Genomic DNA, 26833 nt, shown 5'->3' with positions numbered 1-26833 from the left:
GCTGGTTTCTGCAAGCGGAAAGATAAGCAAATTACACCAGCATATGGCATTTGTATAGCACCTGAAGGGAAGAACGATGACTATCCCTTCCGGTACTTTACAAAGGCTTACTTGGTGTTCTCTGCCTTGTTCAACCAGGCGTTGGCCTTGGCAGACGTTTCAGGATCCTGAGCCGCGAGCTTCATGTCCGCGATCGCACCCTGCTTGTTCTTCTGACCACGCTTGGCTTCCGCGCGCACCATATAGGCAGTGCCTTTATGCTGAACGCCCTTGCTGATGGCATCCGTCGCCGACTTCTCGGCGGCGGCGTATTGATTCTTCTGGAGCTGCAGGCGCGCCACGCTGAGCGCGACGGAGCCATCGGTCGCGAGCGGTGCCGCCTTCTGGTACGCAGCGAGCGCACCCGCCTCGTCGCCGCCGGTAATCGCGGCGTCGCCCTGGAGCTTGTAAACCTCGGCCGAGGGCTTGATCGCGCCCTTGGCAAGACCGTCGGCAAGCACGGCCTCTGCCTTCTTGGCGTTGCCGTCCTGACGCTCGGAGTGTTCCTGCCCGTCGATCAGGTAGACCTTGGCGAGATTCACGTAGAGCTTGCCGCCGTTCTCGTCGTTGTGGAACGCACCGGCGGCGCGGCCCTTCTCGAGCAGCGCGATCGCTTCCGGATACTTCTGCGCCTGGATCAGCGAGGACGCGGCGTTCTGCATGGCCGTCGGGTCGTTCGGGTTCTTCGCCAGTTCGGCCGATGCGAGGTCGGCGGCCTTGTCGCCCTGGCCGGTCTCGGCGTAGCTGGCGGCGAGGATCTGGGTCCACGATGCCTGCGGCTTCGCATCCGGCATCGACTGCGCCTTGGTGATGGCGGCGATGGCTTCCGGATACTTCTCGAGGCGATAGTCGATATTGCCTTCGAGGCCGTAGGAGTCGGCGGTTTCCTTCTTGCCCTGATCGCGCCACTCATGCAGCGACTGCAGGGCCGGAGCGTACTGCTCGTCGGCGACGAGGAACTGGGTGTACATGTACTTCAGCTGGAAGTACGTGTCGTTCGGCATGACGCCGATGTCGAGGGCCTGCTTGAGCGTGGTGATCGCGCCCTTGATGTCGCCGTCGTTGTATTTCATGTTGGCCAGGCCCTGAAGGGCGAGCGCCTGCGCGTACTTGCTGCTCGTGCCCGAACCATCGGCGAGCGGCTGCAGGATCTGCTGCGCCTTTTCCTTGTCGCCATTGTTGGCGGCATCGAGGCCTTCGTTCAGGGCCTTCTGGTCCTTCTCGCTCTTCAGGTCGAGCTTGGGTTCCGTCCGGGTGGCATTCGGATACAGCGCCTCTTTCTTATCCTTGGGCGCACTGTCTTTCGCGACGACAGCGCCACTGGCAAGGGAAAGTGCGATCGCAGTAGCGAGCGCCATCTTGATCAAGGAACCCTGTTTCATTGACTGACCTCTGTTGAAGGAGTCGTCGCACAGTGACGTGCTCCGGGGGACTACAGAGGTTAACCCGATTCTATTCCTAAGAACAAGTCGCAGCGCCGCAAAAAATAAGAGTCAAAACAATGACTTGTTATATGAATGTTGGCGCTTACGAAATTAGACCAACTTTCGGCCCTTGAAATCGGGGTTTCCGTCCCACCTCATATCGGGTTGGGCAGGGCGAAGCGAACTTACAATTCGCGCGCGTATGGAGCAAAAAAACGCCCGGGCGCGACGCGACCGGGCGTTTTTTCCTACATGGACGTAGACCGCTGTCCGATACGTATCAGACGTCGAGGTTGGACGCCTTCAGCGCGTTCGCTTCGATGAAGTCGCGGCGCGGTTCGACGGCCTCGCCCATCAGCATCGAGAACATCTGGTCCGCGGCCACGGCGTCTTCCACACCGACCTGGAGCATACGGCGGGTTTCCGGATTCACCGTGGTCTCCCACAGCTGCTCCGGATTCATTTCACCCAGACCCTTGAATCGCTGGATGGTACGGCCCTTCTTCGCTTCGTCGAGCAACCAGGTGCGGATGTCGGAGAAGCTGAGCACGCCACGCGAACCGTTGCCGCGACGAACCACGGCGCCCGGCTGCAGCTTGAGCTCTGCCAGCTGCTGCGCGATGGACAGAATGGCGCGGAACTCGACCCCGCCGAAGAACGACTGCGGCATGATCCAGATGTGGCTGAGGCCATGCTGCATACGTTCGACTTCGATCGCCGCGCCCTGCTCGTTCAGTGCCGGGCGGAAACGCAGCGTGTAGGTCGGCTTGCCGAGACCGCTCGCGCTGAGGCGCTTGGCCAGGCCATCCAACCAGCCCTGCATGAGGGCTGCGTCAGTCCATGCTGCGTCGACCATCGGCGCATGCTCCAGCATCGCCGTGAGCGAGGCCACGTCGAAGCGATGGCTCAGGCGAGCGATCTGGTCGAGGGCCGTCTGGTAGTCGTGCAGCAGCTTCTCGAGGGCTTCGCCACCGATAGCCGGCGCACCTTCCTCCGGAAACAGGGAAGCATTGTCGACAGCGCTGGAGATGAGGTAATCGTTGAGGACGGCGTCGTCCTTGATGTACATCTCCTGCTTGCCCTGCTTCACCTTGTACAGCGGCGGCAGGCCGATGTAGACGTGGCCGCGCTGGATCAGCTCGGGCATCTGGCGGTAGAAGAAGGTGAGCAGCAGTGTGCGGATGTGGGAGCCGTCCACGTCCGCATCGGTCATGATGATGATGCGGTGGTAACGCAGCTTGTCCGGGTTGTACTCGTCCTTGCCGATGCCCGTGCCGAGCGCGGTAATCAGCGTGCCCACTTCGGCGGACGAGATCATCTTGTCGAAGCGCGCCTTCTCGACGTTGAGGATCTTTCCCTTCAACGGCAGCACGGCCTGGGTACGACGGTTACGGCCCTGCTTGGCCGAGCCACCGGCGGAGTCACCCTCGACCAGGAAGAGCTCGGACAGCGCCGGATCCTTCTCCTGGCAGTCGGCGAGCTTGCCCGGCAGACCGGCGATATCCAGGGCACCCTTGCGGCGAGTCATCTCGCGCGCCTTGCGGGCGGCGTCGCGGGCACGGGCCGCGTCCACGGCTTTGCCGGCGATGGCCTTGCTCTCGCCCGGATGCTCCAGCAGGAACGTGGCCAGCTTGTCGTTGATGACCTGCTCGACCGCGGTCTTCACTTCGCTGGAGACCAGTTTGTCCTTGGTCTGCGAGGAGAACTTCGGGTCGGGCACCTTGACCGACAGGACCGCGATCATGCCTTCGCGCATGTCGTCGCCGGACAGGGCGACCTTGGCGTTCTTGGCCAGGCCTTCCTTCTCGATGTAGTTCTGCAGCGTGCGCGTCAGCGCCGCGCGGAAACCGGTGAGGTGGGTACCACCGTCGCGCTGCGGGATGTTGTTGGTGAAGCAGAACATCGTTTCCTGGTACGCGTCCGTCCACTGCATGGCCACTTCGACCGTGATGCCTTCGCTCTCGGAGCTGAAGCTGATCACGTTGGGGTGCAGGGGATTCTTCAGTTGGGACAGATGCTGCACGAAGGACTTGATGCCGCCTTCGTAGGCGAAGATGTCCTTGCGCTCGTTGCGCTCGTCGACCAGCTCGATCGTGACACCGGAGTTGAGGAAGGCCAGCTCGCGCAGGCGTTTCGCCAGGATGTCGTAGTGGAACTCGATGTTGTTGGTGAACGTCTGCGCGCTGGGCAGGAAGCGAACCATGGTGCCGCGACGGTTGGTGTCGCCGAACACGGAGATCGGAGCCACCGGGTCGCCATGGGCGTACTCCTGGCGGTTTTCCTTGCCGTCACGCCAGATGGTCAGCCACAGCTTTTCGCTCAGGGCGTTGACCACGGAGACGCCGACGCCGTGGAGGCCGCCAGACACCTTGTACGAATTCGCATCGAACTTGCCGCCGGCGTGGAGCACGGTCATGACGACTTCCGCCGTCGACCTGCCCTCTTCCGGGTGGATTTCCACGGGAATGCCGCGGCCGTTATCGGCCACGCTGACCGAGCCATCCTGGTGGATGACGACCGTGACGTAGTCGCAATAGCCGGCCAGCGCCTCGTCGATGGCGTTATCGACGACTTCGAAGACCATGTGATGCAGACCGGTGCCATCGTCGGTGTCGCCGATGTACATGCCGGGGCGCTTACGGACGGCATCCAGTCCCTTGAGGACCTTGATGCTGCCGGAGTCGTAGGCGTTCGAATTGGTCGGATCGAGAGGTTCGTTCATGCGATGCCTGGTGATGGCGCAGGTTTCGGTCCCTGGCGGCGCGGACGCGCTGGGGACAGTCGGTCGATTATAGCAAAGCCGAGACGGCACCCTGTTCCACGTGGAACACAGTGACGGGCTGATCGATGAGGGCGGACGGGATCTCGGTTCCCGTCACAAAGACCTGGACGTCACGGCCGAGAAGCTGCGCGACGACCCACTCTTGATGGGTACGATCGAGCTCGGATGCAAGGTCGTCGAGGCAGACCACAGGCCATTCTCCGCGGATTTCCGCGTGCAACGAGGCCTGTCCCAGCAGGCACGCCAACGCGCAGAGTTTCTCCTGGCCACGAGAAAGATGTGCGCGCAGCGGAGCGTGCTCAAAGCCGACCGTGAAGTCGGCGCGATGCGGACCGACCGTGGTATGGCCACGTCCCAGGTCGCGCTGCCGGCGCTCTGCCAGCGTGGTCAGGAGGTTGGCGGCTTCGTCCCAGCCTGGTTTGTATCGGAGGGTGAATTCGCCCAACTCCGGAAGGACGTTTCCCATGAAACCCTGGATGTGAGGGAGAAGTCGGTCGATATAGTCCCGCCGGAACCCGGTTATGGCCTCTCCCGCCCCCGCGAGCTCCGATTCCCACGGTTCTATGAGACTCGATTCCACGAACACGCCTTGTCGAAGTAAGGCGTTCCGCTGCTTGAGGGCTCGCTGGTAACGACGCCACTGGCCGACGAAGGAATGTTCCACGTGGAACAGGCCCCAATCCAGATAACGACGGCGCTCGTCCGACGCTCCCGCAATCAGGTCGTGGGAGCCAGGTTCGAAACAGACCACGGCGCACTCCTGCACCAGCGCACCGAGCGAGGCTGCCGTGTCACCATCGACGCGGGCAACCCACCGGCCGCTTTCACGGCCCAGGCCGAGGCGCCGGATACGCCCATCATCCGAATGCACTTCGGCAAACACCGAGAGCGCGGCAGCGCCCCGCTTCAGCAGGACATCTCGCGAACCGGCCCGAAACGAGCGTCCGTGCGACAACAGGTAAGCCGCTTCCAGCACGCTGGTCTTGCCGGCGCCATTGGCGCCGACAAAGACGTTGATTCCCGCAGCAGGCGACAGCGTTACCCCATCCAGGCAACGAAGACCGGCAATTCTCAGCGACTCGAACTTCATGCCAAACGCGTCCCTATCCAAAACGAACGACGCCGGGGTGTCGAAGACATCCCCGGCGTCGTGGGCCGAACTCTAGCCTGCCTTGCCGTCAGAGGCGAAGCGGCATCACCACATGGCGAGCTTCATCATTGCCCTCTTCCTGAAGAAGACAGCTGGACTGAGCGTCGCGCAGGTTGATCCGCACTTTGTCACCGCGCAGCGCGCTCAACGCATCGAGCAGATAGCCCACGTTGAAACCCACGGCGAGGTCTTCGACCACGGTTTCGGCTTCGACTTCTTCCTGCGCCTCTTCCTGCTCAGGGTTGTGCGCGACGATCTTGATGCGACCCGGCGTCAGCTCGAGCTTTACACCGCGGTACTTTTCGTTCGACAGGATCGCCGCGCGCTGCAGGGCGCTTTTCAGCACATCGCGCTCGATCGTTGCCGACTTGTCCGCACCGAGCGGTATGACTGCTTCGTAATCCGGGAAACGGCCGTCGATCAGCTTCGAGGTGAACACCACGCCACCGCGACGAACGCGGAGATGGTTTCGGCCGAACTCCAGCTCCACCATGCCCTCACCCGATTCGAACAGGCCAATCAGTTCATTCACGCCCTTGCGGGGAATGATGATCTGGCGCCGAGCCGTCACCGAGCTCTCCAGCTTGGTTTCCTTCAACGCCAGGCGGTGTCCGTCGGTGGCTACGCAGCGCAGCGTGTGCTCCTGGAGATCCAGCAGCATGCCGTTGAGGTAATAGCGAACGTCCTGGTTCGCCATGGCGAAGGCCGTACGGTCCATCAGGTCGCGTAGGACTTCTTCCGGCAGCGAGACGCGTTCGACCAGCTCGATCTCGTCGACGACCGGAAACTCCGTGGCCGGCAGCGTGGCCAGCGTGAAGCGGCTGCGGCCCGCGTTCACCGCGATGCGTTCGCCGTTGAGCTTGACGTCGATCTTTGCGCCGTCGGGCAGCGCACGAACGATGTCGAACAGTTTGCGAGCCGGAATCGTGATTTCGCCATCCTGGACCGCGTCGGCGGCCGTGGTGGCGACCATCTCGACTTCGAGGTCGGTGCCGGTGAACGAGACCTCGCTACCGGAGGCGCGAACCAGAAGGTTGGCCAGTACGGGCAGGGTCTGACGACGTTCGACGACGCCTACCACTTGCTGCAGAGGTTTGAGCAGAACTTCCCTCTGGATGCTGAATTGCATGCGCCCCTTCTCCTGCTTTTAAGTTTTTAAGATTTTATAGTGGTTGTAGTAGGGCCGGTGGATATCTGGAGAAGCCTGAATTTCTATTGTTTTTCAGATGCTTACTGTTTGATATCGACTTAGCCCGACAGGCGCTTTCATGTGGGTGGCTTGTGGATAACTTCGAGGGTCAAAACCATCCTCCGTCCATCCACCTATTATCCACAGGTTCTCAGCCCGTCAATATACGGATGAGCTGTTCCCAGTCCTGACGCATGCGCACGTCCTTTTCGCAGAAACCGCGGATGGTTCGGCAGGCATGGAGCACCGTCGTATGGTCGCGACCGCCAAACGCCTCACCGATCTCCGGAAGGCTGTGGTCGGTCAGTTCCTTGGACAGCGCCATGGCTACTTGCCGGGGACGCGCCAGGGAGCGCACACGGCGTTTGGAGAGCAGATCGGACAGACGTACCTGATAGTAGTCGGCCACCATCTTCTGGATGTTGGGCACGGTGACCGCCTGTGCGTGCGTATTCAGCAGGTCGCGCAGGGTTTCCTCCGCGAAGTCGGTCGTAATCGGCTTACGGTAGAAGTTGGCCCGAGCCGCCAGCGTGTTGAGCGCGCCCTCGAGGTCGCGCACGTTGGAGCGAATGCGCTTGGCCAGCAGCATCGCCACATCTTCGGACACCTCCATGCCCTTGTCGGCTGCCTTGGACAGCAGGATCGCCGCACGCGTCTCGAAGTCCGGCGGCTCGATCGCCACCGACAAACCCCAGCCGAGGCGCGACTTGAGGCGTGGCTCGAGCTTGTCCAGTTCCTTCGGATAGCGGTCGCAGGTGAGGATGATCTGCTGCTTCGCTTCGAACAGCGCATTGAACGTGTGGAAGAACTCTTCCTGCGTGGTGTCCTTGCCGGCGAAGAACTGGATGTCGTCGATCAGCAGCGCATCCACGGTACGGAAGCGACGCTTGAACTCGTCCATGTTCTTCTGCTGCAGGGCCTTCACCATGCCGCTGACGAACTGTTCGGAGCGCAGGTAGAGCACCTTCGCGTCCGGGTTGTTCTGCATGAGCAGGTTGCCGGCCGCGTGCATGAGATGGGTCTTACCCAGGCCGGTGCCGCCATAAAGCAGCAACGGGTTGTAGGCGCGGCCCGGATTCATCGCCACCTGCATCGCGGCGGCCTTGCCCAGCTGGTTCGACTTGCCTTCGACGAAGGTGTCGAACGTGTAGTGGGGGTCGAGGTTGTGCACGTGGGGCGCTTCGGGCGCGGCCTCGCGTGCGGGGCGCGCAGGCGCCGCCGCCGGGGACGACGCGACGGGCCGTTGCGGCGCAGGTCGACCGCCGGACGAGCCGACTTCCAGACTCACCGGCACCGGATGTCCGAGCAGGTGTTCGGAGATCGTCTGGATCTGTTTCAGGTATTCGTCGCGGACCGTGTCCAGCGAGTACGGGTTCGGGGCGTAGAGATGCAGCCCGCTGGCGTCTTCCCTGGCCTGCAACGGCATTAACCAGGTCTGGACGTCCTCGGCGCTCAATTCGCCTTCAAGACGCTCGAGACAGCGCCTCCAAAGATCACTCATCGGGTATTCTTGCCACAGAAAGGGCGCTTGCGCGCGGGGTGGACGACGAAGTCTACCAGCGTTCCGCTTCTACCTCGGGGTTCGCCTGGCGGCGCCTCCGCCGTTCTTCCGCGGCCAAGCGGTTGACACACCTGCGGAATGTCGGCCATACTTTCCGGCCATATTCATTCTTCACCCGGATTAAGAGTCATGAAGCGGACTTTCCAGCCCAGCAAGCTCAAGCGCGCCCGCACCCACGGCTTCCGCGCCCGCATGGCGACGGCCGATGGTCGCAAGATCCTGAACGCGCGTCGCGCGAAGGGTCGCAAGCGCCTGATCCCGTAATAGGTTCGCCTGTCGTGCGAGCCGCAGCCCTGCCGCGTGATGCGCGGCTACGCCGCGCCGCCGACTTCGCAGCATTGCGAACTGTCAGCGGTCGCCTCGGCGGCCGCTGTTTTCTTTTGCGCTTCGGAAACAACGACGTCGACACGGCGAGGCTTGGCCTGGCCATCTCCAAGCGCTGTTCCAAGCGCGCGGTCGACCGTAACCGGATCAAGCGCCTGGCGCGTGAGGCGTTTCGCCGTGCGCGCATCGCCCTCCCCCATGTCGACATTCTTGTCATGGCGCGCGACAGCGCGGTCAAAGAGACCGGCGAAGCCTTGCTGGCCGAACTCGACATGCTCCTGCGCAAGGTCCGGCCGTTGAAGCGCGAAGGCGCCGACGGCACAATCGCGCGTTGACCTTCTTCTCACCGTCGTCCCCGCCTCTCCCGGCCAGCTGGTCGAGGCGTCATCCGGATCTGGCCCTGCAATGAATCAAACGCGCACGCTCCTCTTCTTCGCGCTCATGTTCGTGGCGTATCTCTTGTGGACCGAGTGGGAGAAGGACTACGTCCACCCGCCCGCTCCTCCTGCGCCCACCGGCCAGACCACGGCTGGACAGCCTGGCGCCGATGCGGCCGTGCCGGGTGCGACGAGCCCCGCTGGCGTGCCGAACGAATCCGCGACCCCGGCCGACGGCAAGGCCGAGCTGATCACGCTGTCCAACGACCTGCTCCGCCTGACCATCGACACCCGTGGCGGCAGCATCGTCCGTTCGGAACTGCTGGCCTACCCGACCGAGCCGGAAACCAAGAAGAATCCGCATTCGCCGCCGGTCCGCCTGCTCGACGACGAAGGCGCGCATTTCTTCGCCGCCCAGGATGGCCTGGTCAGCAACACCGGCGCCGCGCCTGACCATCGTGCGCTGTTCCACGCCGAGAAGACCGAGAACGTTCTCGCCGATGGCCAGAAGTCGGTCAGCGTCGACCTGACCTGGACCGACCCGTCGGGCGTTAAGGTGGTCAAGCGCTACACCCTGAAGCGCACCGACTACGTGGTCGACCTCGACCAGCGCATCGAGAACGGTTCGAGCGCCGTGTGGAATGGCAACGCCTACCACCAGCTGCAGCGCGTGCCGGCTGAGAAGGTCAACTGGTTCAAGGCGTATACGGACCCCGCGCAGCACAGCTTCTTCGGTGCCGCGTGGTACAGCCCGGAAAGCAAGTTCGAGTCGCTGCCCTTCGTCGACTTCGCCAAGAAGCCGCTCAACCGCCAGATCACCGGTGGCTGGGTGAGCATGTTGCAGCATTACTTCTTCGTCGCCTGGATTCCCCCGGCGAACGAGGCAGTGACCTATAGCAGCAACATCGTCGACCCGAACTCCGCGACGCCGCGCTACCTCGTGCGCGCCTTCGGTCCAGCCATCCAGGTCGCCCCCGGCCAGTCGGCCGACAGCGTCGCGCGCCTGTATATCGGTCCGAAGCTGCAGGGCACGCTCGACGTCATCGCGCCGGGCCTCGAACTGACCAGCAACTACGGCTGGTTCACCATCATCGCCCAGCCGCTGCACTGGCTGCTTTCGCAGCTGCATGCGATCAGCGGCAACTGGGGCGTTGCGATCATCCTGCTCGTGCTGCTGATCAAGGCCGCGCTGTACAAGCTCACCGATGCGCAGTTCCGCTCCGGTGCGCGCATGCGCAAACTGCAGCCGCGCGTCGCCGCGCTCAAGGAGCGTTACGGCGACGATCGCATGAAGATGCAGCAGGCGATGATGGAGCTGTACAAGAAGGAGAAGGTGAATCCGATGGCGGGCTGCCTGCCCATCCTGATCACCTTCCCGATCTTCATCGGCCTGCTTCGCGTGCTGTCGGAATCCATCGAGCTGCGCCACGCGCCCTTCTTCGGCTGGATCCACGATCTGTCCGCGCCGGATCCCTTCTACGTGCTGCCGGTGCTGTACTTCATCGTGACGCTGCTCACCCAGCGCATGATGCCGACCGCCGGCATGGATCCGACGCAGGCCAAGATGATGAAGGTGATGCCGCTGATCTTCGGCGTCTTCTTCGCCTTCTTCCCGTCGGGTCTCGTGCTCTACTGGACGATCAACGGCGCGACCAGCCTGCTCCAGCAGTGGTACATCAACCGCAGCGTCGACCGGGCCGAGATCAAGGCCAAGACCGCCTGAAGGAAATGACACACGGCGCCGACACCATCGCAGCCATCGCCACCGGCGCGGGCGCGGCCGGGGTCGGCGCCGTTCGTGTGTCGGGGCCCCTGGTTCCCGCTATCGCCATGGCTTTCCTCGGTCGCGAGCCGACACCGCGGCATGCGCACTTCGCCGCGTTTCGCGACGGTCGTGCCGAGCTGATCGATCGCGGCATCCTGCTGCACTTTCCTGGTCCCGCGTCGTACACCGGCGAGCATGTGCTCGAGTTGCAAGGGCATGGCAGTGCCGTGCTTCTCGACGCCCTGCTTCGTCGTTGCATCGAACTCGGCGCGCGGCTCGCGCGCCCGGGCGAGTTCACCGAACGCGCCTTCCTCAACGGGAAACTCGATCTCGCCCAGGCGGAGGCCGTGGCCGACGTCGTTGCCGCCACGTCGGAGGCGAGTGCCCGCGCCGCGCTGCGCTCGATGGAAGGTGTCTTCTCGGCCCGCGTCGACGATCTTCTCGCCGAGATGATCGCGCTACGTGTGCATATCGAAGCGGCGATCGACTTTCCGGAAGAGGAGATCGATTTCCTTGCGGACCCGGCGATCGGCCAACAGCTCGCCTCACTGCGTACGAACCTCGACACCTTGCTCGTCGAAACGCGTCGAGGGGTTCGTCTCAACGATGGCATCACCGTCGCGATCGTCGGTCGTCCCAATGCCGGCAAGTCCAGCTTGATGAACGCACTCGCGGGACAGGAGCGCGCCATCGTGACCGACATCGCCGGTACGACGCGTGACGTGTTGCGGGAGTCGATCAGCATCGACGGCGTCACACTCGAACTGGCGGACACCGCGGGTCTTCGTGAATCGTCCGATGTCGTCGAACGCGAAGGTATACGACGAGCCCGCGCTCAGCTGGAGCGCTGCGACGTTGCCTTGCTGGTGACCGACGCCGAGCACGCGTCGTCCGACCTCGCCTTCTTCGAAGGTACACCCGCGCACGCTTCGCGCGTCGTCATCGTCAACAAGATCGACCTGGCGCGCACGGCCGCCCATGGCGAGGTGCGCGATGGGTACGCCACGCTATGGGTGTCGGCTCTCACCGGCGAGGGACTGGAGGCGCTGCGCACGATGTTGAAAGCGCTCGCCACGGCCGGTGCCGGCGATGGCGCCTTCAGCGCGCGTCGTCGGCACGTCGTCGCGCTCGAGTCGGTCCGCGAGCATCTGCTGCGTACGGCGGATGCCTTGCATGGCTCGCACGCCGGGGAGCTGGCGGCGGAAGAGCTGCGTCACGCCCAGCAGGCGCTGGGCGAGATCACCGGAACCTACTCGTCCGACGATCTACTCGGCGCGATCTTCAGTTCGTTCTGTATCGGCAAGTAGACCGCGGACGACGAATGGCAATCAGCAATCAAACGCCAGCGATACGCCTTAAGCGTTCGAGCACGATCGCCAGTCTTTCTACATGATCTTCACTCGGATGAAAGTGGCGGACGATGTTCGACGTGAATTGCGGATTCCCCAGCATGCCATCGATTTCGTCGCGAATGAATTCGGAAACGCCAGGTACTTCGGCATCGATCTCATCGGCCAGTTCCGCTCTGCCGTCGACGAGGTTCACGATATCTTCGATGTCGTGATGCATGAAATCGCCACCCCCGCGCCCATGAAATGACGTGATCTTTGTCGCCAGGAATAACGGTGCCGAGATGTGTCGAAGGTTCACCCCATTAGGAAGGCGTGTGGTCAAGGGCCGCCTTGCCGCATCTTCGTACCACTCGTTTGAGAACCCCAGAACATTTTCCTCGGTTGACATCACGTCCAGCACCAGCTCGCCTTTCGTGAAGCGGCAGATCACATCGCTGTTCTCATTATCACGAAAGCCAAGGTCGACGAGGCGATCCCGAAGATCGTAGTACTGGACCTTCGTGGTCACCTCGGCCACGACGTCAACATCGATCGTCTGTCTGATAGGAGGACGGGACCCGTCGGTGATCAAAAGGCCCACGGCACATCCACCAACAAGCACAAGTTCATTCATCAGGTCGCCCAGCGACGCCGCTACTAACTGGACTACCAAGAGATTGGGATCATTGTCGATCAAAGTAGGAGCTTCCTCAGTTCCACCGTCGCTATCTCTCTTTCGCGCGCGGCCCCAATGCGCAGGGCATCGACAAGCGTCAGGATGTCGTAGAGCTTTGGGTCAGCCAGACTGGCGGCGGGAACGGACTTGAAAAGTGGAACCAAGCTCGCGCCACGACGACTCCCCGTCGAGTGGGGCCACACGAACACATCCGCACCTTCCGAAAAGTACCTGGCAAGTGTTGGGCCGCCACCGGCGGTCGGAATGCCTCGCACGTCTGGACCTATTACTGCCGGGAAAGCTACGCGCACGCCTCCGATGAGAAAATCGAACGTTATCTGACCATCGACGAGAATCGTTCCAGAGTCCGCGCGGAGGAGCCCGGATTGAGTTGCTCTTTGCACCGCCGCGTGGACCTCTGAAGCGGACATCTCCAGCTGTTCGGCCAGGGCCGCATAGGGCAAGGACACACCCCTGGTGCACTGAAGTTTCAGGGCGACCAGAAGGTCCTGGGGTTTTAACGAAGGTTGCTTAAGAGCCATGCGGATGAAGGTACACGAAGCATTCACTATTCGCAAATGGCGAATACTTGGTAGAAATAGCACCGATGTTTGTAAGTGACTGACAAAAATGCGATACATTTATACTTCTAAAGCGGATCAACGTATACTATATTAAGTATTAGAATGAGTAAGCGGAGTAGGCCATGCAAGCTTCCACACGCAAGAAAAGTCCAAGATCGCCGTCCGTCGCCTTGGATGAGGCGTTGGAGCGTGCTCTCCGAGCCTACGACAGAGATCGGCTGCACGCCGCTCCTACCGAAGTATTTGCGCAGAACGTCGGGTATAAAGGCGCAAACAACGGAGCAGCCCTAGGAGTCCTGGCCTCGCTTCGGTATTACGGACTTGCGGAACGCCCCTCGGAGGGAATGTTGGCGTTGACGAAGGCTGTTGAGGACTACAGGTTTGCTCCTGAAGAGCACATGCGACAGTCGCTACTCAAGACCTTCCTGAGATCCCCGCCCTTGTATGACGAGCTGCTCTCGAAGTACGCAACAGGATTGCCATCCGATGCAAACCTCCGGTACGAACTCATCCAGCGGGGCTTCTCGCCATCAGGCGCAGAATCTGCGCTGACGGCGTTCAAGCGATCGGTTGAGTTCGCCGGGTACTTCGACCACGAGCGCGAAAGAGACGCCGCGATGGCGCAGATGAATCAACTCGCTGGCTGGCCTGAAAGCAATGCAGCCGCGCAGTTTCAACCCGTGACGGGCGGAAGAGGCGATGACTTGGCCGCCCCTACTCGCGACGCCGACACCCCGAGTGCAGAAGAAAATGACCGTATCCCGGTCAGGCTCCCCGGTGGGCGGCGCGCTTGGCTGATCATCCCCAGTCCGTTCTATGAAGCGGATAAGAGCCGCCTAAAGGCCCAGATCGACCTCCTACTAACGGAAGAAGACGGAGCCTGAAAGGCTGCACCTGATACGCGACAACGCCCACTCGCTTAAATCGACCCGCTTATGGTCGGGTCATGCCACGCGTCGCTGCCGTCATGGGCTTCCGCGGGTGGTAAGGCGAAACGCACGAATCCACGACGGGATGCAGTGAGGCTCAGCAAGCCTCGGCGGTGGCTCCGGAGATCGTCCGCCTTTCGGCGGCGATCGCCGCCGCCCAGATACCGAGCCCGGCGACCGCCAGGAGGCTGCCGACCCAACCCGGAGACGTCCAGCCGTAACCGCCGGCAATGGCGAGGCCGCCGAGATAGGGGCCAAGCGCGTTCGCCGTATTGAAGGCGGAATGGTTGAGCGAAGCGGCAAGCCCCTGCGCATCGCCCGCGACATCCATCAGTCGCGTTTGCAACACGGTACCCAGCGCGCCGCCGATACCGATGCAGAACACATCCAGGCTCAGCAGCCAGATGTTTCCCGCGGTAAACGGGAACAGCGCGAGGATCGCCATGCTCCACACCAGCAGGACCCCGGCGGTACGCATCAGCGCGCGATCGGCGAAGACGGGAACGACCATGTTGCCGATCGTCATGCCCACGCCGAACACGCCCATCACCCAGGGCACCGAGGACAACGGCATCTTCGTCACGCTGATCAGGATGTCCGCCAGATAGGTATAGACCGCAAACATGCCGCCGAAGCCGATCGCCCCGATGGCGAGCGTGTACCAGACCTGCGCTCGCTTCAGCGCGCCGAGTTCGCGCAGCGGACTCGCCTTGGCATCGGCTGGCGTATCGGGCGCGAAGATAGCGACGGCGGTGATCGTCAACACGCCGAGCACGGCGACCAGCGCGAACGCCCAGCGCCAACCCACCGCCTGGCCCAGCCAGCTGGCAAGCGGCACGCCGACGATCGTGGCGACGGTCAGGCCGAGGAACATCTGGCCCACCGCGCGCGTCCGGCGGTTCGCCGGCACCAGCGACGAAGCCACCAGGGCGGCCACACCGAAGTACGCGCCGTGGGGCAGGCCGGCGAGGAAGCGGAAGACGAGCATCCAGTGGTAGTTCGGCGACAGGCCGGTCAGGCCGTTGAAGACCGTGAACATCGCCATGAGGATAAGCAGCAACCGGCGACGCGGCACGCGTGCACCGAGCACCGTCATCACCGGGGCGCCGACGACGACGCCAAGCGCGTAGGCGCTGATCGCATGGCCTGCGGTCGGCGCGTCGATGCCCAGGCCCTGCGCGAACAGCGGCAGCATGCTCATCGAGGCGAACTCGGTCGTGCCGATGGCGAAGCCGCCGACGGCCAGGGCGAGGATCACCAGACCGACGTGCGGCGCGCGAACGGGCGGGGTGCCCGGGTCTGTAACGGGAGCGGCTGTGGACATGCGAGGCTCGGGGACGTGAGGGGCCGCCGCGCTTGGTGCGCTGCAGCATGAGTCTAGGATACGCCGTGCCCGGCCTTCGACCAAGGCCGGCCGGCGCGTCAGGTGCCGTCGTCGTCGCGGATCAGGTCGATGAAGGCTCGCAGCGCCGAGGTGACGCGCCGCTGTCGCGGGTAATAAAGCATGAAACCCGGGTACGGCGGGCACCAGTCCTCCAGCACACGGACCAGCCGCCCCTCCCGGATAAAGTCGGTCACCTGGTCCTCGAGCACGAAGGTCAGGCCGACCCCGGTCAGCGCCACGTCCAGCGACAGCCGGAAATCTGCGAAGGTGAGCCGGCCCGGCACGTCGACATCGAGCTTGCGCCCGGCCTGCTCGAACTCCCACTTGTAGATACGCCCGCTGGGGAAGCGGAAGCGAATGCACTCGTGGTGCATCAGGTCATTGGGGTGCAACGGCGTGCCATGGGCGGCGAGGTAGCCAGGGGTGGCCACGCAGACGCTGCGGTGAGGGCCGCCGATCGGCACGGCGATCATGTCTTCGGGCACCTGCTCGAGGAAGCGGATGCCGGCGTCGAATCCGGAGGCGACGATGTCGATCAGGCCATCGTTATCCACGGCTTCGAAGCGTACGTCCGGATAGGCCGCGAGGAACCGCGGCAGTAACGGTGGCAGGATCAACTGGGCGGTGATCCTCGGCATGTTGATCCGCAGCGTGCCGGACGGGGCCGCGCGAAAGTCGTTCATTTCCTCCAGCGCGTCGCCGACATCGCGCAGGGCCGGCTCCAGTCGCTCGAGCAGCCGCTGCCCGGCCTCGGTAAGCGAAACGCTCCGGGTGGTGCGGTGGAACAGCATGACGCCGAGCCGCTCCTCGAGCCCGCGGATGGCATAGCTGATGGCCGAGGTGGAAAGGGTCAGCTCGGCCCCCGCCTTGCGGAAGCTGGCGTGGCGCGCGACGGCGGCGAAGGCGGCCAGGTGAGAAAGGTTGTCGGGGCGCATGATTGTGCAGGATACCTCAACAGCTCATCGCGGAATCCCCGTTGGCGGGGCCAATCCCGCCGACGTATTGTTGTGGACTACCGATCAAAACCCACAACGATAAGGATTGGCTCCCATGATCGAAGTCCGCGGATATGCCGCCAAAAGCGCAACGACCCCCCTCGTTCCGTTCACCTTCCAGCGCCGCGAGCCGGGCGAGCACGACGTCCGTATCGAGATCCTCTACAGCGGCGTCTGCCATTCCGACCTGCACCAGGCCAAGGGCGACTGGGGTAACTCCACCTTCCCGATGGTCCCCGGTCACGAGATCGTCGGCCGCGTCGTCGCCGTCGGCTCGGCGGTGAAGAAGTTCAAGGTCGGCGACTTCGCCGGCGTGGGCTGCATGGTCGACTCCTGCCGTACCTGTGAATCCTGCAAGCAGGATCTCGAGCAGTACTGCCTGACCCACACCAGCTTCACCTACAACGGCACCGAGCAGGACAAGACCACGGTGACCCAGGGCGGCTACTCGACCGAGATCGTCGTCGAAGAGCGTTTCGTGGTGAAGATCTCCGAAAAGCTCGACCTCAAGGCCACGGCTCCGCTGCTTTGCGCCGGTATCACCACCTACTCCCCGCTGCGTCACTGGAAGGTCGGCAAGGGCCAGAAGGTCGGCGTCATCGGTCTGGGCGGTCTCGGCCACATGGGCGTGAAGTTCGCCAAGGCCATGGGCGCGCACGTCACGATGATCACCACTTCCGCATCGAAGGGCGAAGACGCCAAGCGCCTCGGCGCTGACGCCGTATTGCTTTCCACCGACGCAGAAGCGATGGCGGCCCAGGCTGCCAGCTTCGACTTCCTGCTCAACACGGTGCCGGTGTCGCACGACATCAATCCGTACACCAACCTGCTCAAGCTCGACGGCACCATGGTGCTGGTCGGTGCGCTCACGCCGCTCGACGGCGTCATCGGTGGCAGCCTGATGCTCCCGCGTCGCACGATCGCCGGTTCGGCTATCGGCGGCATGGCCGAGACCCAGGAAATGATGGACTTCTGCGCCGAGCACAACATCGTCTCGGACATCGAAGTGGTCGACATGGCTTCGATCAACGAGACCTATGTGCGCCTGGCGAAGAACGACGTGCGCTATCGCTTCGTGATCGACATGGCGACGATGCCGGCGTGATGGATGTCAGACATCGCAGCATGAGGTAGCACCCATCGCCGGCACAGCCGGCTCCCACAAGGGCGGTCGATCGCACTTGTGGGAGTCTGCGTCATAGGCTTATGAGAGCCTCCGTCATGCGTTTGTGGGAGTCTGCGTCATACGCTTGTGGGAGCCTCCGTCATACGCTTGTGGGAGCCTGCCTCTTAAGCCTTTTTGGGATCTGCCTCGTATCGGCGCCGGCTCGGTATGAGGCTCGCTTTATGTGGGAGCCGGGTTTTTTATGTGGGAGCCGGCTTTGCCGGCGATAGCGCGAAGGTGCACCAGGACGCACCACGCGTGGACCGAACCGCCGGAGCGCATCATCGCCGCGGCGCAAGATCAAGCCGATCGTCGCTTCGACGCCCGGCGAACCGACGCAGAAGTTCGCGATCCCGACCTGCGCGTGATTCGCGGAGGCGGCCGACTCAGGCCGGCATGACCAGATGCATCGGCGTTTCGCTCAACGGCTTGCCGGTGCACTGGTCGATCACCACCGCCTTGATCGGCTCGCCCGTCTCGTCGTTCACCAGTCGGCTCATGGCTTGGCCGCCACCGTTATAGGTGCGGCCCCACTCGCCCATCGCCGCCATGATCGGGATGAAGTCGCGCCCGGCCTGGGTGAGCACGTATTCGTCGCGCGGCGGGCGCTCGCTGTAGCGGCGCTTCTCCAAGACGCCGGCTTCGGTCAGGGCTTTTAATCGACGGGACAGGATGTTCGGCGCAATGCCGAGGCTGGTCCGGAACTGGTCGAACTGACTCATGCCCCTGCTGGCATCCCGAAGGATCAGCACGCTCCAGGTATCGCCCACGAAGGCGAGGCCACGGGAGATGGCACAGGTGCCGGAAGAAAGTTTGTCGGTATCCATTGCATTATGATACCGACGTCACTATCGTATGGCAACCTAGTTACTATCTTTTTGCTACCAACCCATCCGGAGAGACTCCATGAGCACTGAAAACAAAGGCACCGCCATCGTTACGGGCGCTTCCTCGGGTATCGGCGAGGTCTACGCGGAGCGTCTCGCCGCCCGTGGCTACGACCTGATCCTGGTCGCCCGCCGCCTCGACCGTCTCGACGCCCTGGCCAAGTCCATCGGCGAGAAAACCGGCCGCAAGGTCGAGACCCTCAAGGCCGACCTGACCCAGAAGGCGGACGTCGCCCTGGTCGAGAAGCGCCTGAAGGAAGACGCCTCGATCACCCTGCTGGTGAACAACGCAGGCATCTCGCTCGAAGGCAGCATCCTCGACAACGACACCGCGGCCATCGAGCAACTGATCGCGATCAATATCACCGCACCGACCGTGCTCTCCGCCGCCGCGGGCAAGGTCTTCAAGGCCCGCGACCAGGGCGGCATCATCAACATCGCCTCGGTACTGGCATTCGCCCCCGACCTGTTCGACGGCATCTACAGTGGCTCCAAGGCGCATGTGGTCAATATCACCCTGGGCCTCGCCGCCCAGTTGAAGGGGACGAAGGTCCGCGCGCAGGCCGTGCTGCCGGGCGCTACTCGCTCCGAAATCTGGGAGAAGTCGGGTAAGGACGTCGACGCCCTGCTGCCGGGCATGGTCATGGAAACGGCCGACCTGGTCGACGCGGGCCTCCTCGGCTTCGATCGTGGCGAAGTCATCACCATCCCGCCGCTCGCGGACGAGGGCCAGTACCTGGCCTATGACGCCGCTCGCCTGGCGATGGCGCCGAACCTGTCGCGCAAGGACGTGGCACCGCGCTACCGCGTGTAACCGCCGCCGCGTCGGATCGACGCGTGTGACGATGGCCGACCGGGCCGCTCATCCAGGCCCGATCGGCATGCTTTTCAGTGTGAACAGCGGCTTATCCCACCTTCACACATCGACTCGCACGAATGCGCGCTAAACTACGGGGCTCGCTCGATTCTCTTGCGGTTCGGCATGCCCTCTTTCGTTTTCGGCGCCTTCGGGCTGTCCACGCTCTGGTTACTTCCCCTGCTCTGGCGCATCGGCGCCGCGCTGGTCCGTCGGCGCTCCCCGCCCACGGTCGGGCCGGGCGCGATTCGCTTCTGGTCGGGGTTTGTCATGGTCTTGCTTGCGAGCACGACGCTCGAAGGCATCGTCATAGCCCATTACACGGACGATCCTGCCGTCGGCGGCGTGATCTGTCGTTGGCTTGCTTTGGCGTTCGGCAACTTCCCCGGTGCGGCACTGACCTCACTCGTCGCGGTGGTCGCCATCGTCGTCGCGTTGCCCTGGTATCTGGGTGTGTCGTGGGCCTCGGCCGTCGTACGACTGAACGGATTCCTTGAGCCGATGGGCGCGCTCGCCATCGAGGGCACGCGCCGGCTCATGAGCCGTACGGCATCGCGCGCCACCGGTCGCCGCCCCGCGTCCGCCGTCCGCCGCGCGGATCGCGTGCCCGCTGCGCGTCGTCGGGCCAAAGCCCCGACGGCGACGCCACCCAAACCTTCGCCAACCGCCAAGCCGGTGAACGCTGCCCGGCAGAACGATCCCGTGCGTCCCTCGGTTTCGACATCCGTGCCGCCTCGCCATCGTGCGCGGCCCGATACCGTGATCCGCGAACCGTGGCTCGCACCCCGCGCCCTCGCCGCCGCGTCCGGTCCGGCTCGCGCCGAGGAACACTCCTACAGTGCCTTGCGTCGCGCCGAGGAGGAGCGAATGCCCGTCGAGCAGCCGGCGGCCGTCGTCGACGAGCCGTCGCCGGCCGCAGCCGCGCCACCTGTCGACGTAGCGCTGCCGACGCCCGTCGTCCCACCGGTTGCACCGGTCTCGCGCTTCGCCGTGGCCGCCAACGATGAAGTGCCGGTCGAGCCGATTCGCGGCATCACGCTGACACCGGTGCGGCCACTACGCAGCAGCACGGCGGTCAGTGCGGTCGGCCTTCCTCCGCTCGGCTTGCTCGCCGCCGCGCCCCCCTTGCACACGACGCTGGCAATCTCCGAACAGGAACTCCGCGACACCGGCGACCTGATCGAGCAGCGCCTGCGCGAGTTCAAGGTGCCGGTGCAGGTGGTCGGCGCCTCGGCCGGTCCGGTGATTACGCGTTACGAGGTCGAGCCCGCCGTCGGCGTGCGTGGCAACCAGATCGTCGCGTTGATGAAGGATCTCGCGCGCGGCCTCGGGCGCACCACCATCCGCGTGGTCGAGACGATTCCGGGCAAGACCTGCATGGGCCTGGAGCTACCGAACGAGCAGCGCCAGATGATCGCGCTGTCGGAGATCCTCGACTCCGCGGAATACCGCGAGTCGGATTCGCTGCTGACGCTGGCCATGGGCAAGGGCATCACCGGCGAGCCGGTCGTCGCCGATCTGGCCAAGGCCCCGCACATGCTCGTGGCCGGCACCACCGGTTCGGGTAAGTCGGTCGCCGTCAACGCGATGATCCTGTCGATGCTCTATAAGGCCACGCCTGAAGACGTCCGCATGATCATGATCGACCCGAAGATGCTCGAGCTCTCGGTCTATGAAGGTATCCCGCATCTGCTGGCGCCGGTCGTCACCGACATGAAGCTCGCGGCGAACGCGCTGAACTGGTGCGTGGCCGAAATGGAAAACCGCTACCGCGTGATGTCCGACCTGCGCGTACGCAACCTCGCCGGCTTCAACCAGAAGGTGCGCGAGGCGCGCGCCGCCGGCAAGCCGCTGTTCAATCCGTTCCCGGCGCACCCCGAAGTACCGGAACACCTGGATACCTTGCCGATGATCGTCGTGATCATCGACGAGCTCGCCGACCTGATGATGGTCGCCGGCAAGAAGATCGAGGAGCTGATCGCGCGGTTGGCGCAGAAGGCACGTGCGGCGGGTATCCATCTGATCCTTGCGACGCAGCGTCCGTCGGTCGATGTCATCACCGGTCTGATCAAGGCGAACATCCCGACGCGCGTGGCCTTCCAGGTGTCGTCCAAGATCGACTCGCGCACCATCCTCGATCAGATGGGTGCCGAGAGCCTGCTCGGCCAGGGCGACATGCTGTTCCTGCCGCCAGGCACAGGCTATCCACAGCGCATCCACGGCGCCTTCGTAGCCGACGAGGAGGTGCATCGGATCGTCGCCTGGCTCAAGCAGTTCGGTGAGCCGGACTATAAGGACGAGATCCTCGCGGGGCCACCGAGCGAGGCCGCCGATGGCGAGTTGGGCGAAGACGGCGTCGATGCCGAACTGGACCCGCTGTACGACGAAGCGGCCGCCTTCGTGCTGCGCTCGCGGCGCGCGTCCATCTCCTTCGTGCAGCGGCAGTTCCGTATCGGCTACAACCGCGCGGCGCGTCTGGTCGAGGCAATGGAAGCCGCAGGCCTGGTGTCGTCGATGGGCATCAACGGCCAGCGCGAGGTCATCGCGCCAGGGCCTTCGGACTAAGCCGGGGCCCCTCTGCCCGGTGCAAAAAAAAGGCCGGGCCATCGTCGGATGGCCCGGCCTTTTTGCAGGTGGTGCTTATTCCTTGGTCAGGAGCTTCAGCGGTACCGCGATGGACTTATCGACCGGCTGCTTGTCGATCAGTTTCTTCGCGGTCTCGACACCGAGCTTGCCGATCTCTTCCGGCTGCTGGGCGACCGTGGCGGCCATGGCGCCGCTCTGCACGGCGGTCTTGCCGTCCGGCGTGCCGTCGAAGCCGACGACGAGGATCTTCTTGTTCTTGCCGGCCAGGGCCTGCACCGCGCCGAGCGCCATTTCGTCGTTCTGGGCGAAGATCGCCTGGACGTCGTTGTTACCCTGGAGCAGGTTCTCGCTGACCGAGAGGCCCTGCGCACGGTCGAAGTTCGCCGGCTGTTGCGCGACGACCTTCATGCCGGTCGTGGCGACCTCGTCGTCGAAGCCCTTGCCGCGCTCACGTGCCGCCGAGGTGCCGGCGACGCCCTGCAGTTCGATGATGTTGCCCTTGCCGTTGAGCTGCTTGGCGAGGAAGTCGGCAGCCATCTTGCCACCGGCGATGTTGTCCGAGGCGATGTGCGAGGCGACTTCGGCACCGTCGACGCCGCGGTCCAGCGTGATCACCGGGATGTTGGCACGCTGTGCGGACTGCACGGCACCGGCGAGGGCCGAGGAATCGGTCGGGTTGAGCAGGATGACCGAGACGCGCTTCTGGATCAGGTCTTCGACGCTGGAGATCTGGCGAGCCGGATCGTCCTGTGCATCGACAACCACCAGCTGTACGCCGGCGTCCTTGGCGGCTTTCTGGGCGCCGTCCTTCAGTTCGACGAAGAACGGGTTGTTCTGCGTCGACAGGGCGAGGCCAATCACCGGCGTTCCGGAAGCGGCGGCACCGCCAGCCGTCGAAGCGGCCGCCGGCGTCGATTCGCCCGGGCCCTGCTGCGAACAGGCGGCGAGCAGCGTTGCCGCTGCGGCGGCCAGGAATGTGAGCTTACGCATGGTGTGTTTCCCTCGTTTTGTTTTTACTGCCGCCTGTCGAGCAGGACGGCGATCAGGATGACGATGCCCTTCACCACCTGCTGGTAGAAAGAGCTTACGCCGAGCAGATTGAGACCGTTATTCAGGAAGCCGATCAGGAGCGCGCCGATCAGGGTGCCGAACAGCCAGCCGCGGCCACCGGCCAGGCTGGTGCCGCCGAGCACTACCGCGGCGATCGCGTCCAGTTCGTAGCCTGCGCCGGCCGTCGCCTGCGCGGAGTACAGGCGTGAGGTAAGCACGACGCCTGCGAATGCGGAGAGAAGGCCGGACAAGCCGTAGATGCCGAGCTTCATCGGCGAAATGCGCACGCCGGAAAGACGGGCCGCCTCTTCGTTGCCGCCGATCGCGACGACGTGGCGGCCGAACACCGTGCCGCGAAGCAGGAAGCCGCAGAGGATGAAGGCGACGGCCATCCAGATCACCGGCAGCGGAATCAGGTTGGCGATGTAGCCGCCACCGAGCATGGCGAAGCCGGGATTGGTCACCGGGATCGGGCTGCCTTGCGTGTAAGACAGGGTCAGGCCGCGCAGCAGCGTGACCGTGCCCAGGGTCGCGATGAACGGTGCCACCTTGCCCCACGAAACCAGCGCGCCATTGACCATGCCAAGCACGAGGCCGAGACCGAGACCCGCGCCGACGGAAAGCACCATGCCGTGACCGGCCGCCATCAGGCCCGCGGTGATCGCGCCGGTAAAGGCGAGGATCGCGCCGACGGAAAGGTCGATGCCGCCGGAAAGAATAACGAAGGTCATGCCGAACGCGATCAACGCATTGATCGACACCTGGCGCAGCACGGTGAGCAGGTTGCCCGTGGTCAGGAAGTCCGGACTCAGCACCGACAGCACGATGAAGAGCAGCAGCAGTCCGATCACCGAGCCGAGGCGCTGGAACAGCGTCTTGGCCTGGCTCCAGTTGAGTTGAAGCGTCATGTCAGTGGCCTCCGGTCGCGGCGGTCATCACGGTTTCCTGGGTGGCTCCGTGGGCTTCGAGCAGGGCCGTCGCACGCCCCTCGTGCATCACCAGGATGCGATCGCTCATGGCGAGCACCTCCGGCAGTTCGGAGGAAATCATGAGAATGGCCACGCCCTGCTCCGCGAGTTGATTGATGATGTGGTAGATCTCGGCCTTGCCGCCGACGTCGACGCCGCGCGTGGGCTCGTCGAGGATGAGCACGCGCGGCTTGAGTGCCAGCCACTTGGCCAGCACGACTTTCTGTTGGTTGCCGCCCGATAGCGCGCTCACATTGAGCTCCATGTCGCGCGTGCGGATCTTCAGCGCGTCGATCAGGCCACGCGTCTGTGTCTTCTCGCCGCCGCGATCGACCAGGCCGATATGCGCGGGCACGCGAGGCAGGCTGATGTTCTCGCGCAGGCTGAGGTCGAGCACCAACCCCTGCGCCTTGCGGTCCTCGGTGAGAAAGCCGAAGCCGGCGTGGATCGCCTGGTTGGGATTGGTCGCGGTCACGACTTCGCCGTCGAGCAGCACGCGGCCGGCCGAGGGTTTGTCCAGACCGAACAGCAGCCGCGCCAGTTCGGTGCGCCCCGCACCGAGCAGGCCGGAGACGCCGAGCACTTCACCCGAACGCAGGTCGAAGCTCACGTCCTTCACCATGCCGCCGCTGATGTGTTCCACCTGCAGGCGGACCTTGCCCGGCGTGGAAGTGCGCGACGGGAAGCGCGCCTCGAGCGTACGGCCGACCATCATCTTCACTACTTCGTCGAAGGCCAGTCCGGGTACCGGACGTGTACCGACGAACTTGCCGTCGCGCAGGATCGAGATGCGGTCGCAGATGGCGAAGATCTCTTCCATGCGATGCGAGACGTAGACGATGCCGGTACCCTTCTCGCGTAGCGCGCGAATCAGCTTGAACAGCGTGGTCGTCTCGTGTTCGGTCAACGCCGCGGTCGGCTCGTCCATGATCAGCACGCGCGCGTTCTGGCCGAGCGCGCGGGCGATCTCGACCATCTGTTGCGTGCCGACGGAAAGGCGTTCGACGCGGGTATCCGGATCGAGTCTCTCCATGCCCACCTGGGCCAGCCACTCCATCGCCTTCTTCGTCATCGCCTTGCGATCGAGCAGGCCGAAGCGCTGGATCTCGCGGCCGAGGAACAGGTTGTCCGCGATGCTCAGCGCCGGGATCAGGTTGAGTTCCTGATGGATGATCGCGATGCCGTACTTCTCGGCATCGGCTGGCGTGGTGATCGAGACGGGCTGGCCGTCCACCTTGATCGTGCCGGAGTCCGGCGCATAGATCCCCGTGAGGATCTTCATCAGGGTGGACTTGCCGGCACCGTTCTCACCCATCAGGGCGTGCACTTCGCCGGCGACCAGCTCGAAGTCCACGCCTTCGAGCACTTTCACCGGGCCGAAGGCCTTGTGGATGTCGTGCATGCTGACGAGCGGCGCGGCCATCAGAAGGTCACGCCCGCATGCAGGATCACGTTGGCATACGGCACGGTTTCGCCGGTGCGGACCACGGCGACGGCACGGGCGCTGAGTCGCTTGAACTCGTCATGCGAGATTCGCTCGACAGCCAGGCCCTCGTTCTCCAGCCGGTCGGCCAACTGCTTCAAGGCGGGATTGTGCTGATGGATCTCGGTGGCGACCGTCAGGCCCTGCACGGCGAGTTCGGCGTAGACCGCTTCGAACACGGTGGCAAAGCTCGGCGTACCGGGCAGCACGGCCAGGTCGATGCAGGGCACGCCCGGCGGAACCGGCAGCCCCACATCGGCGATCACAAGCATGTCCAGATGGCCCATCGCGGCGATCACGCGATTCAGTTCCGCGTGAAGCAGACCACTGCGTTTCATTGGTGTGTCTCCAGGAACGCCGCGACCTCGTCGGCACGCGGCATGCCGCCCTGGGCGCCCAGGCGCGAAACGGCGATCGCCGCGGTGGCGCAAGCCTTGCGCACCGCGACGTCGAGGCCTTCGGCGAGGTACACCGCGAGCGCGGCGTTGAATGTGTCACCGGCGCCAGTGCTGTCCACCGCGTCGACCTTGAAACCGCCCTGGTGCCGCGGCTCGTCGTCCTTGTCGCGGAACCAGGCGCCGTCCTCGCCGCGGGTCAGTACGACCGGGCAGGGTGCGCGACGCATGAGTTCGCGGAAATCGGTCTCGCCTTGCGCGCCGAGCACCGTGGCGAGCTCATGCTGGTTCGGCGTGAGAAAGCGCACGCGTGACAGCCACTCGACCGGCAGCAACTGCGCGGGGGCGGGATTGAGAATGATGGGGACGCCTTCGTCCTGCGCGATGCGCAGCGTGGCGTCGACCGCGTCCAGAGGAATCTCCAGCTGGACCAGCACCGCGTCGGCACCGCGAATGATGCCGCGGGCCGCTTCGACCTGGGCGGGTGTCACGCGACCGTTGGCGGCCGGCACCACGACGATGCTGTTCTCGCCGCCGGCGACCGTGATCGAGGCCGTGCCGCTGCCGATCCCGTCGACTCGCGTCACATGCGTCACGTCGACGCCTTCGGCGACGAGGCCGTCATAGAGCTGCTGGCCGAAGGCGTCGTCACCGACGCAGCCGACCATCGACACCGAGGCACCGAGTCGCGCGGCGGCGACCGCCTGGTTGGCGCCCTTGCCGCCGGGAATGGTGAGGAAACGATCGCCGGTCAATGTTTCGCCGGGGCCGGCGAAACGCGGCGCGAGCGTGACCAGATCCATATTGATGCTGCCGACAACGACGATTCGCGTCATGCCTTGTAGCTCCGCGGTGATGACTTTGGAACGTCCGTTGTTCGCCGGTGTGATGGGGATGGCGCGCAAATATACGCCTTGCACGCGCAGGTTGCTT

The 26833-nt window shown here is 64.0% G+C and carries 23 protein-coding genes; 8 read left to right on the top strand and 15 right to left on the bottom strand.

Features of this window, described 5'->3' with window-relative positions:
* Positions 1 to 107 precede the first annotated feature (107 nt).
* The 5 genes from VM621_RS01170 to dnaA all read right to left on the bottom strand — a co-directional run bounded on the left by VM621_RS01170 (position 108) and on the right by dnaA (position 8085).
* Complete coding sequence (locus VM621_RS01170) at positions 108 to 1421, bottom strand: tetratricopeptide repeat protein (protein ID WP_325467159.1); 1314 nt, start codon at positions 1419 to 1421, stop codon at positions 108 to 110.
* A gap of 322 nt (positions 1422 to 1743) precedes the next feature.
* Positions 1744 to 4185 carry a DNA topoisomerase (ATP-hydrolyzing) subunit B gene (gyrB, locus tag VM621_RS01165; protein WP_325467158.1) on the bottom strand — a complete coding sequence of 814 codons (2442 nt, stop codon included), beginning with the start codon at positions 4183 to 4185 and terminating at the stop codon, positions 1744 to 1746.
* A 67-nt stretch (positions 4186 to 4252) separates the two neighbouring features.
* Positions 4253 to 5335 carry a DNA replication/repair protein RecF gene (recF, locus tag VM621_RS01160; RefSeq protein WP_325467157.1) on the bottom strand — a complete coding sequence of 361 codons (1083 nt, stop codon included), beginning with the start codon at positions 5333 to 5335 and terminating at the stop codon, positions 4253 to 4255.
* Positions 5336 to 5423: 88 nt separating this feature from the next.
* A complete protein-coding gene (dnaN, locus tag VM621_RS01155) occupies positions 5424 to 6524 on the bottom strand; it encodes a DNA polymerase III subunit beta (RefSeq protein ID WP_325467156.1) in 1101 nt (366 codons plus the stop codon).
* A 211-nt stretch (positions 6525 to 6735) separates the two neighbouring features.
* The gene (gene dnaA, locus VM621_RS01150) at positions 6736 to 8085 is read right to left on the bottom strand and encodes a chromosomal replication initiator protein DnaA (protein ID WP_325467155.1); all 1350 of its coding nucleotides are present in this window, start codon (positions 8083 to 8085) and stop codon (positions 6736 to 6738) included.
* Between the two features lie 189 nt (positions 8086 to 8274).
* Between dnaA and rpmH the strand changes: the two genes are divergently transcribed.
* The 4 genes from rpmH (at position 8275) to mnmE (ending at position 11918) form a co-directional block, all read left to right on the top strand.
* Positions 8275 to 8409 carry a 50S ribosomal protein L34 gene (gene rpmH, locus VM621_RS01145; RefSeq protein WP_008211413.1) on the top strand — a complete coding sequence of 45 codons (135 nt, stop codon included), beginning with the start codon at positions 8275 to 8277 and terminating at the stop codon, positions 8407 to 8409.
* A 14-nt stretch (positions 8410 to 8423) separates the two neighbouring features.
* Positions 8424 to 8804 carry a ribonuclease P protein component gene (rnpA, locus tag VM621_RS01140; RefSeq protein WP_052767231.1) on the top strand — a complete coding sequence of 127 codons (381 nt, stop codon included), beginning with the start codon at positions 8424 to 8426 and terminating at the stop codon, positions 8802 to 8804.
* A 70-nt stretch (positions 8805 to 8874) separates the two neighbouring features.
* Entirely contained in the window at positions 8875 to 10569 is a 1695-nt protein-coding gene (yidC, locus tag VM621_RS01135) for a membrane protein insertase YidC (RefSeq protein WP_325467154.1), read from the top strand.
* Positions 10570 to 10574: 5 nt separating this feature from the next.
* Entirely contained in the window at positions 10575 to 11918 is a 1344-nt protein-coding gene (gene mnmE, locus VM621_RS01130) for a tRNA uridine-5-carboxymethylaminomethyl(34) synthesis GTPase MnmE (RefSeq protein ID WP_325467153.1), read from the top strand.
* A 28-nt stretch (positions 11919 to 11946) separates the two neighbouring features.
* On the opposite strand, the gene VM621_RS01125 is transcribed toward mnmE, so the two are convergent.
* Positions 11947 to 12639, bottom strand: a complete 693-nt coding sequence (locus tag VM621_RS01125) for a hypothetical protein (RefSeq protein ID WP_325467152.1) — start codon at positions 12637 to 12639, stop codon at positions 11947 to 11949.
* Positions 12636 to 13259, bottom strand: coding sequence for a MarR family transcriptional regulator (locus tag VM621_RS01120; RefSeq protein WP_325467151.1), 624 nt, complete (start codon positions 13257 to 13259; stop codon positions 12636 to 12638). Before VM621_RS01120 ends, VM621_RS01125 begins: the two co-directional genes overlap by 4 nt.
* Positions 13260 to 13324: 65 nt before the next feature.
* On the opposite strand from VM621_RS01120, the gene VM621_RS01115 reads away from it, so the two are divergent.
* A complete protein-coding gene (locus tag VM621_RS01115) occupies positions 13325 to 14086 on the top strand; it encodes a hypothetical protein (protein WP_325467150.1) in 762 nt (253 codons plus the stop codon).
* Between the two features lie 142 nt (positions 14087 to 14228).
* Here the strand turns inward: VM621_RS01115 and VM621_RS01110 are convergent, their stop codons facing one another.
* Both VM621_RS01110 and VM621_RS01105 read right to left on the bottom strand, forming a co-directional pair.
* Positions 14229 to 15455 carry an MFS transporter gene (locus VM621_RS01110; protein ID WP_325467149.1) on the bottom strand — a complete coding sequence of 409 codons (1227 nt, stop codon included), beginning with the start codon at positions 15453 to 15455 and terminating at the stop codon, positions 14229 to 14231.
* A 98-nt stretch (positions 15456 to 15553) separates the two neighbouring features.
* Positions 15554 to 16450 carry a LysR family transcriptional regulator gene (locus VM621_RS01105; protein ID WP_325467148.1) on the bottom strand — a complete coding sequence of 299 codons (897 nt, stop codon included), beginning with the start codon at positions 16448 to 16450 and terminating at the stop codon, positions 15554 to 15556.
* A 115-nt stretch (positions 16451 to 16565) separates the two neighbouring features.
* Here VM621_RS01105 and VM621_RS01100 point away from each other — a divergent pair, with 115 nt between their 5' ends.
* Positions 16566 to 17615 (top strand): NAD(P)-dependent alcohol dehydrogenase, encoded by a 1050-nt coding sequence (locus VM621_RS01100; protein ID WP_325467147.1) that lies wholly within the window; start codon positions 16566 to 16568, stop codon positions 17613 to 17615.
* Between the two features lie 446 nt (positions 17616 to 18061).
* Here the strand turns inward: VM621_RS01100 and VM621_RS01095 are convergent, their stop codons facing one another.
* Positions 18062 to 18502: a helix-turn-helix domain-containing protein gene (locus VM621_RS01095; protein ID WP_325467146.1), complete on the bottom strand. Its 441-nt coding sequence runs from the start codon at positions 18500 to 18502 to the stop codon at positions 18062 to 18064.
* A gap of 79 nt (positions 18503 to 18581) precedes the next feature.
* Here VM621_RS01095 and VM621_RS01090 point away from each other — a divergent pair, with 79 nt between their 5' ends.
* Together VM621_RS01090 and VM621_RS19550 are read left to right on the top strand one after the other, a co-directional pair.
* Positions 18582 to 19376, top strand: coding sequence for an SDR family oxidoreductase (locus VM621_RS01090; protein ID WP_325467145.1), 795 nt, complete (start codon positions 18582 to 18584; stop codon positions 19374 to 19376).
* 168 nt (positions 19377 to 19544) lie between these two features.
* Positions 19545 to 21983, top strand: a complete 2439-nt coding sequence (locus VM621_RS19550; RefSeq protein WP_414674474.1) for a DNA translocase FtsK 4TM domain-containing protein — start codon at positions 19545 to 19547, stop codon at positions 21981 to 21983.
* Positions 21984 to 22058: 75 nt separating this feature from the next.
* Here the strand turns inward: VM621_RS19550 and rbsB are convergent, their stop codons facing one another.
* Genes rbsB through rbsK form a run of 5 tightly spaced genes read right to left on the bottom strand, consistent with a single transcriptional unit; the run spans position 22059 to position 26736 of the window.
* On the bottom strand, positions 22059 to 22994 hold the full coding sequence (gene rbsB, locus VM621_RS01075) for a ribose ABC transporter substrate-binding protein RbsB (RefSeq protein ID WP_325467144.1): 936 nt from the start codon (positions 22992 to 22994) through the stop codon (positions 22059 to 22061).
* Positions 22995 to 23017: 23 nt separating this feature from the next.
* Positions 23018 to 23962, bottom strand: coding sequence for an ABC transporter permease (locus VM621_RS01070; RefSeq protein ID WP_325467143.1), 945 nt, complete (start codon positions 23960 to 23962; stop codon positions 23018 to 23020).
* Between the two features lies 1 nt (position 23963).
* Positions 23964 to 25445: a sugar ABC transporter ATP-binding protein gene (locus tag VM621_RS01065; protein ID WP_325467142.1), complete on the bottom strand. Its 1482-nt coding sequence runs from the start codon at positions 25443 to 25445 to the stop codon at positions 23964 to 23966.
* Complete coding sequence (rbsD, locus tag VM621_RS01060; protein ID WP_325467141.1) at positions 25445 to 25843, bottom strand: D-ribose pyranase; 399 nt, start codon at positions 25841 to 25843, stop codon at positions 25445 to 25447. Before rbsD ends, VM621_RS01065 begins: the two co-directional genes overlap by 1 nt.
* Positions 25840 to 26736 (bottom strand): ribokinase, encoded by an 897-nt coding sequence (gene rbsK / locus VM621_RS01055; protein ID WP_325467140.1) that lies wholly within the window; start codon positions 26734 to 26736, stop codon positions 25840 to 25842. Before rbsK ends, rbsD begins: the two co-directional genes overlap by 4 nt.
* Positions 26737 to 26833 lie beyond the last annotated feature (97 nt).

The organism is Luteibacter sp. (genome assembly GCF_035539195.1).
Taxonomy (GTDB): domain Bacteria; phylum Pseudomonadota; class Gammaproteobacteria; order Xanthomonadales; family Rhodanobacteraceae; genus Luteibacter.
The sequence above is the reverse complement of the archived record's forward strand: the minus strand, read 5'-3'. Positions and strand labels throughout refer to the sequence as shown.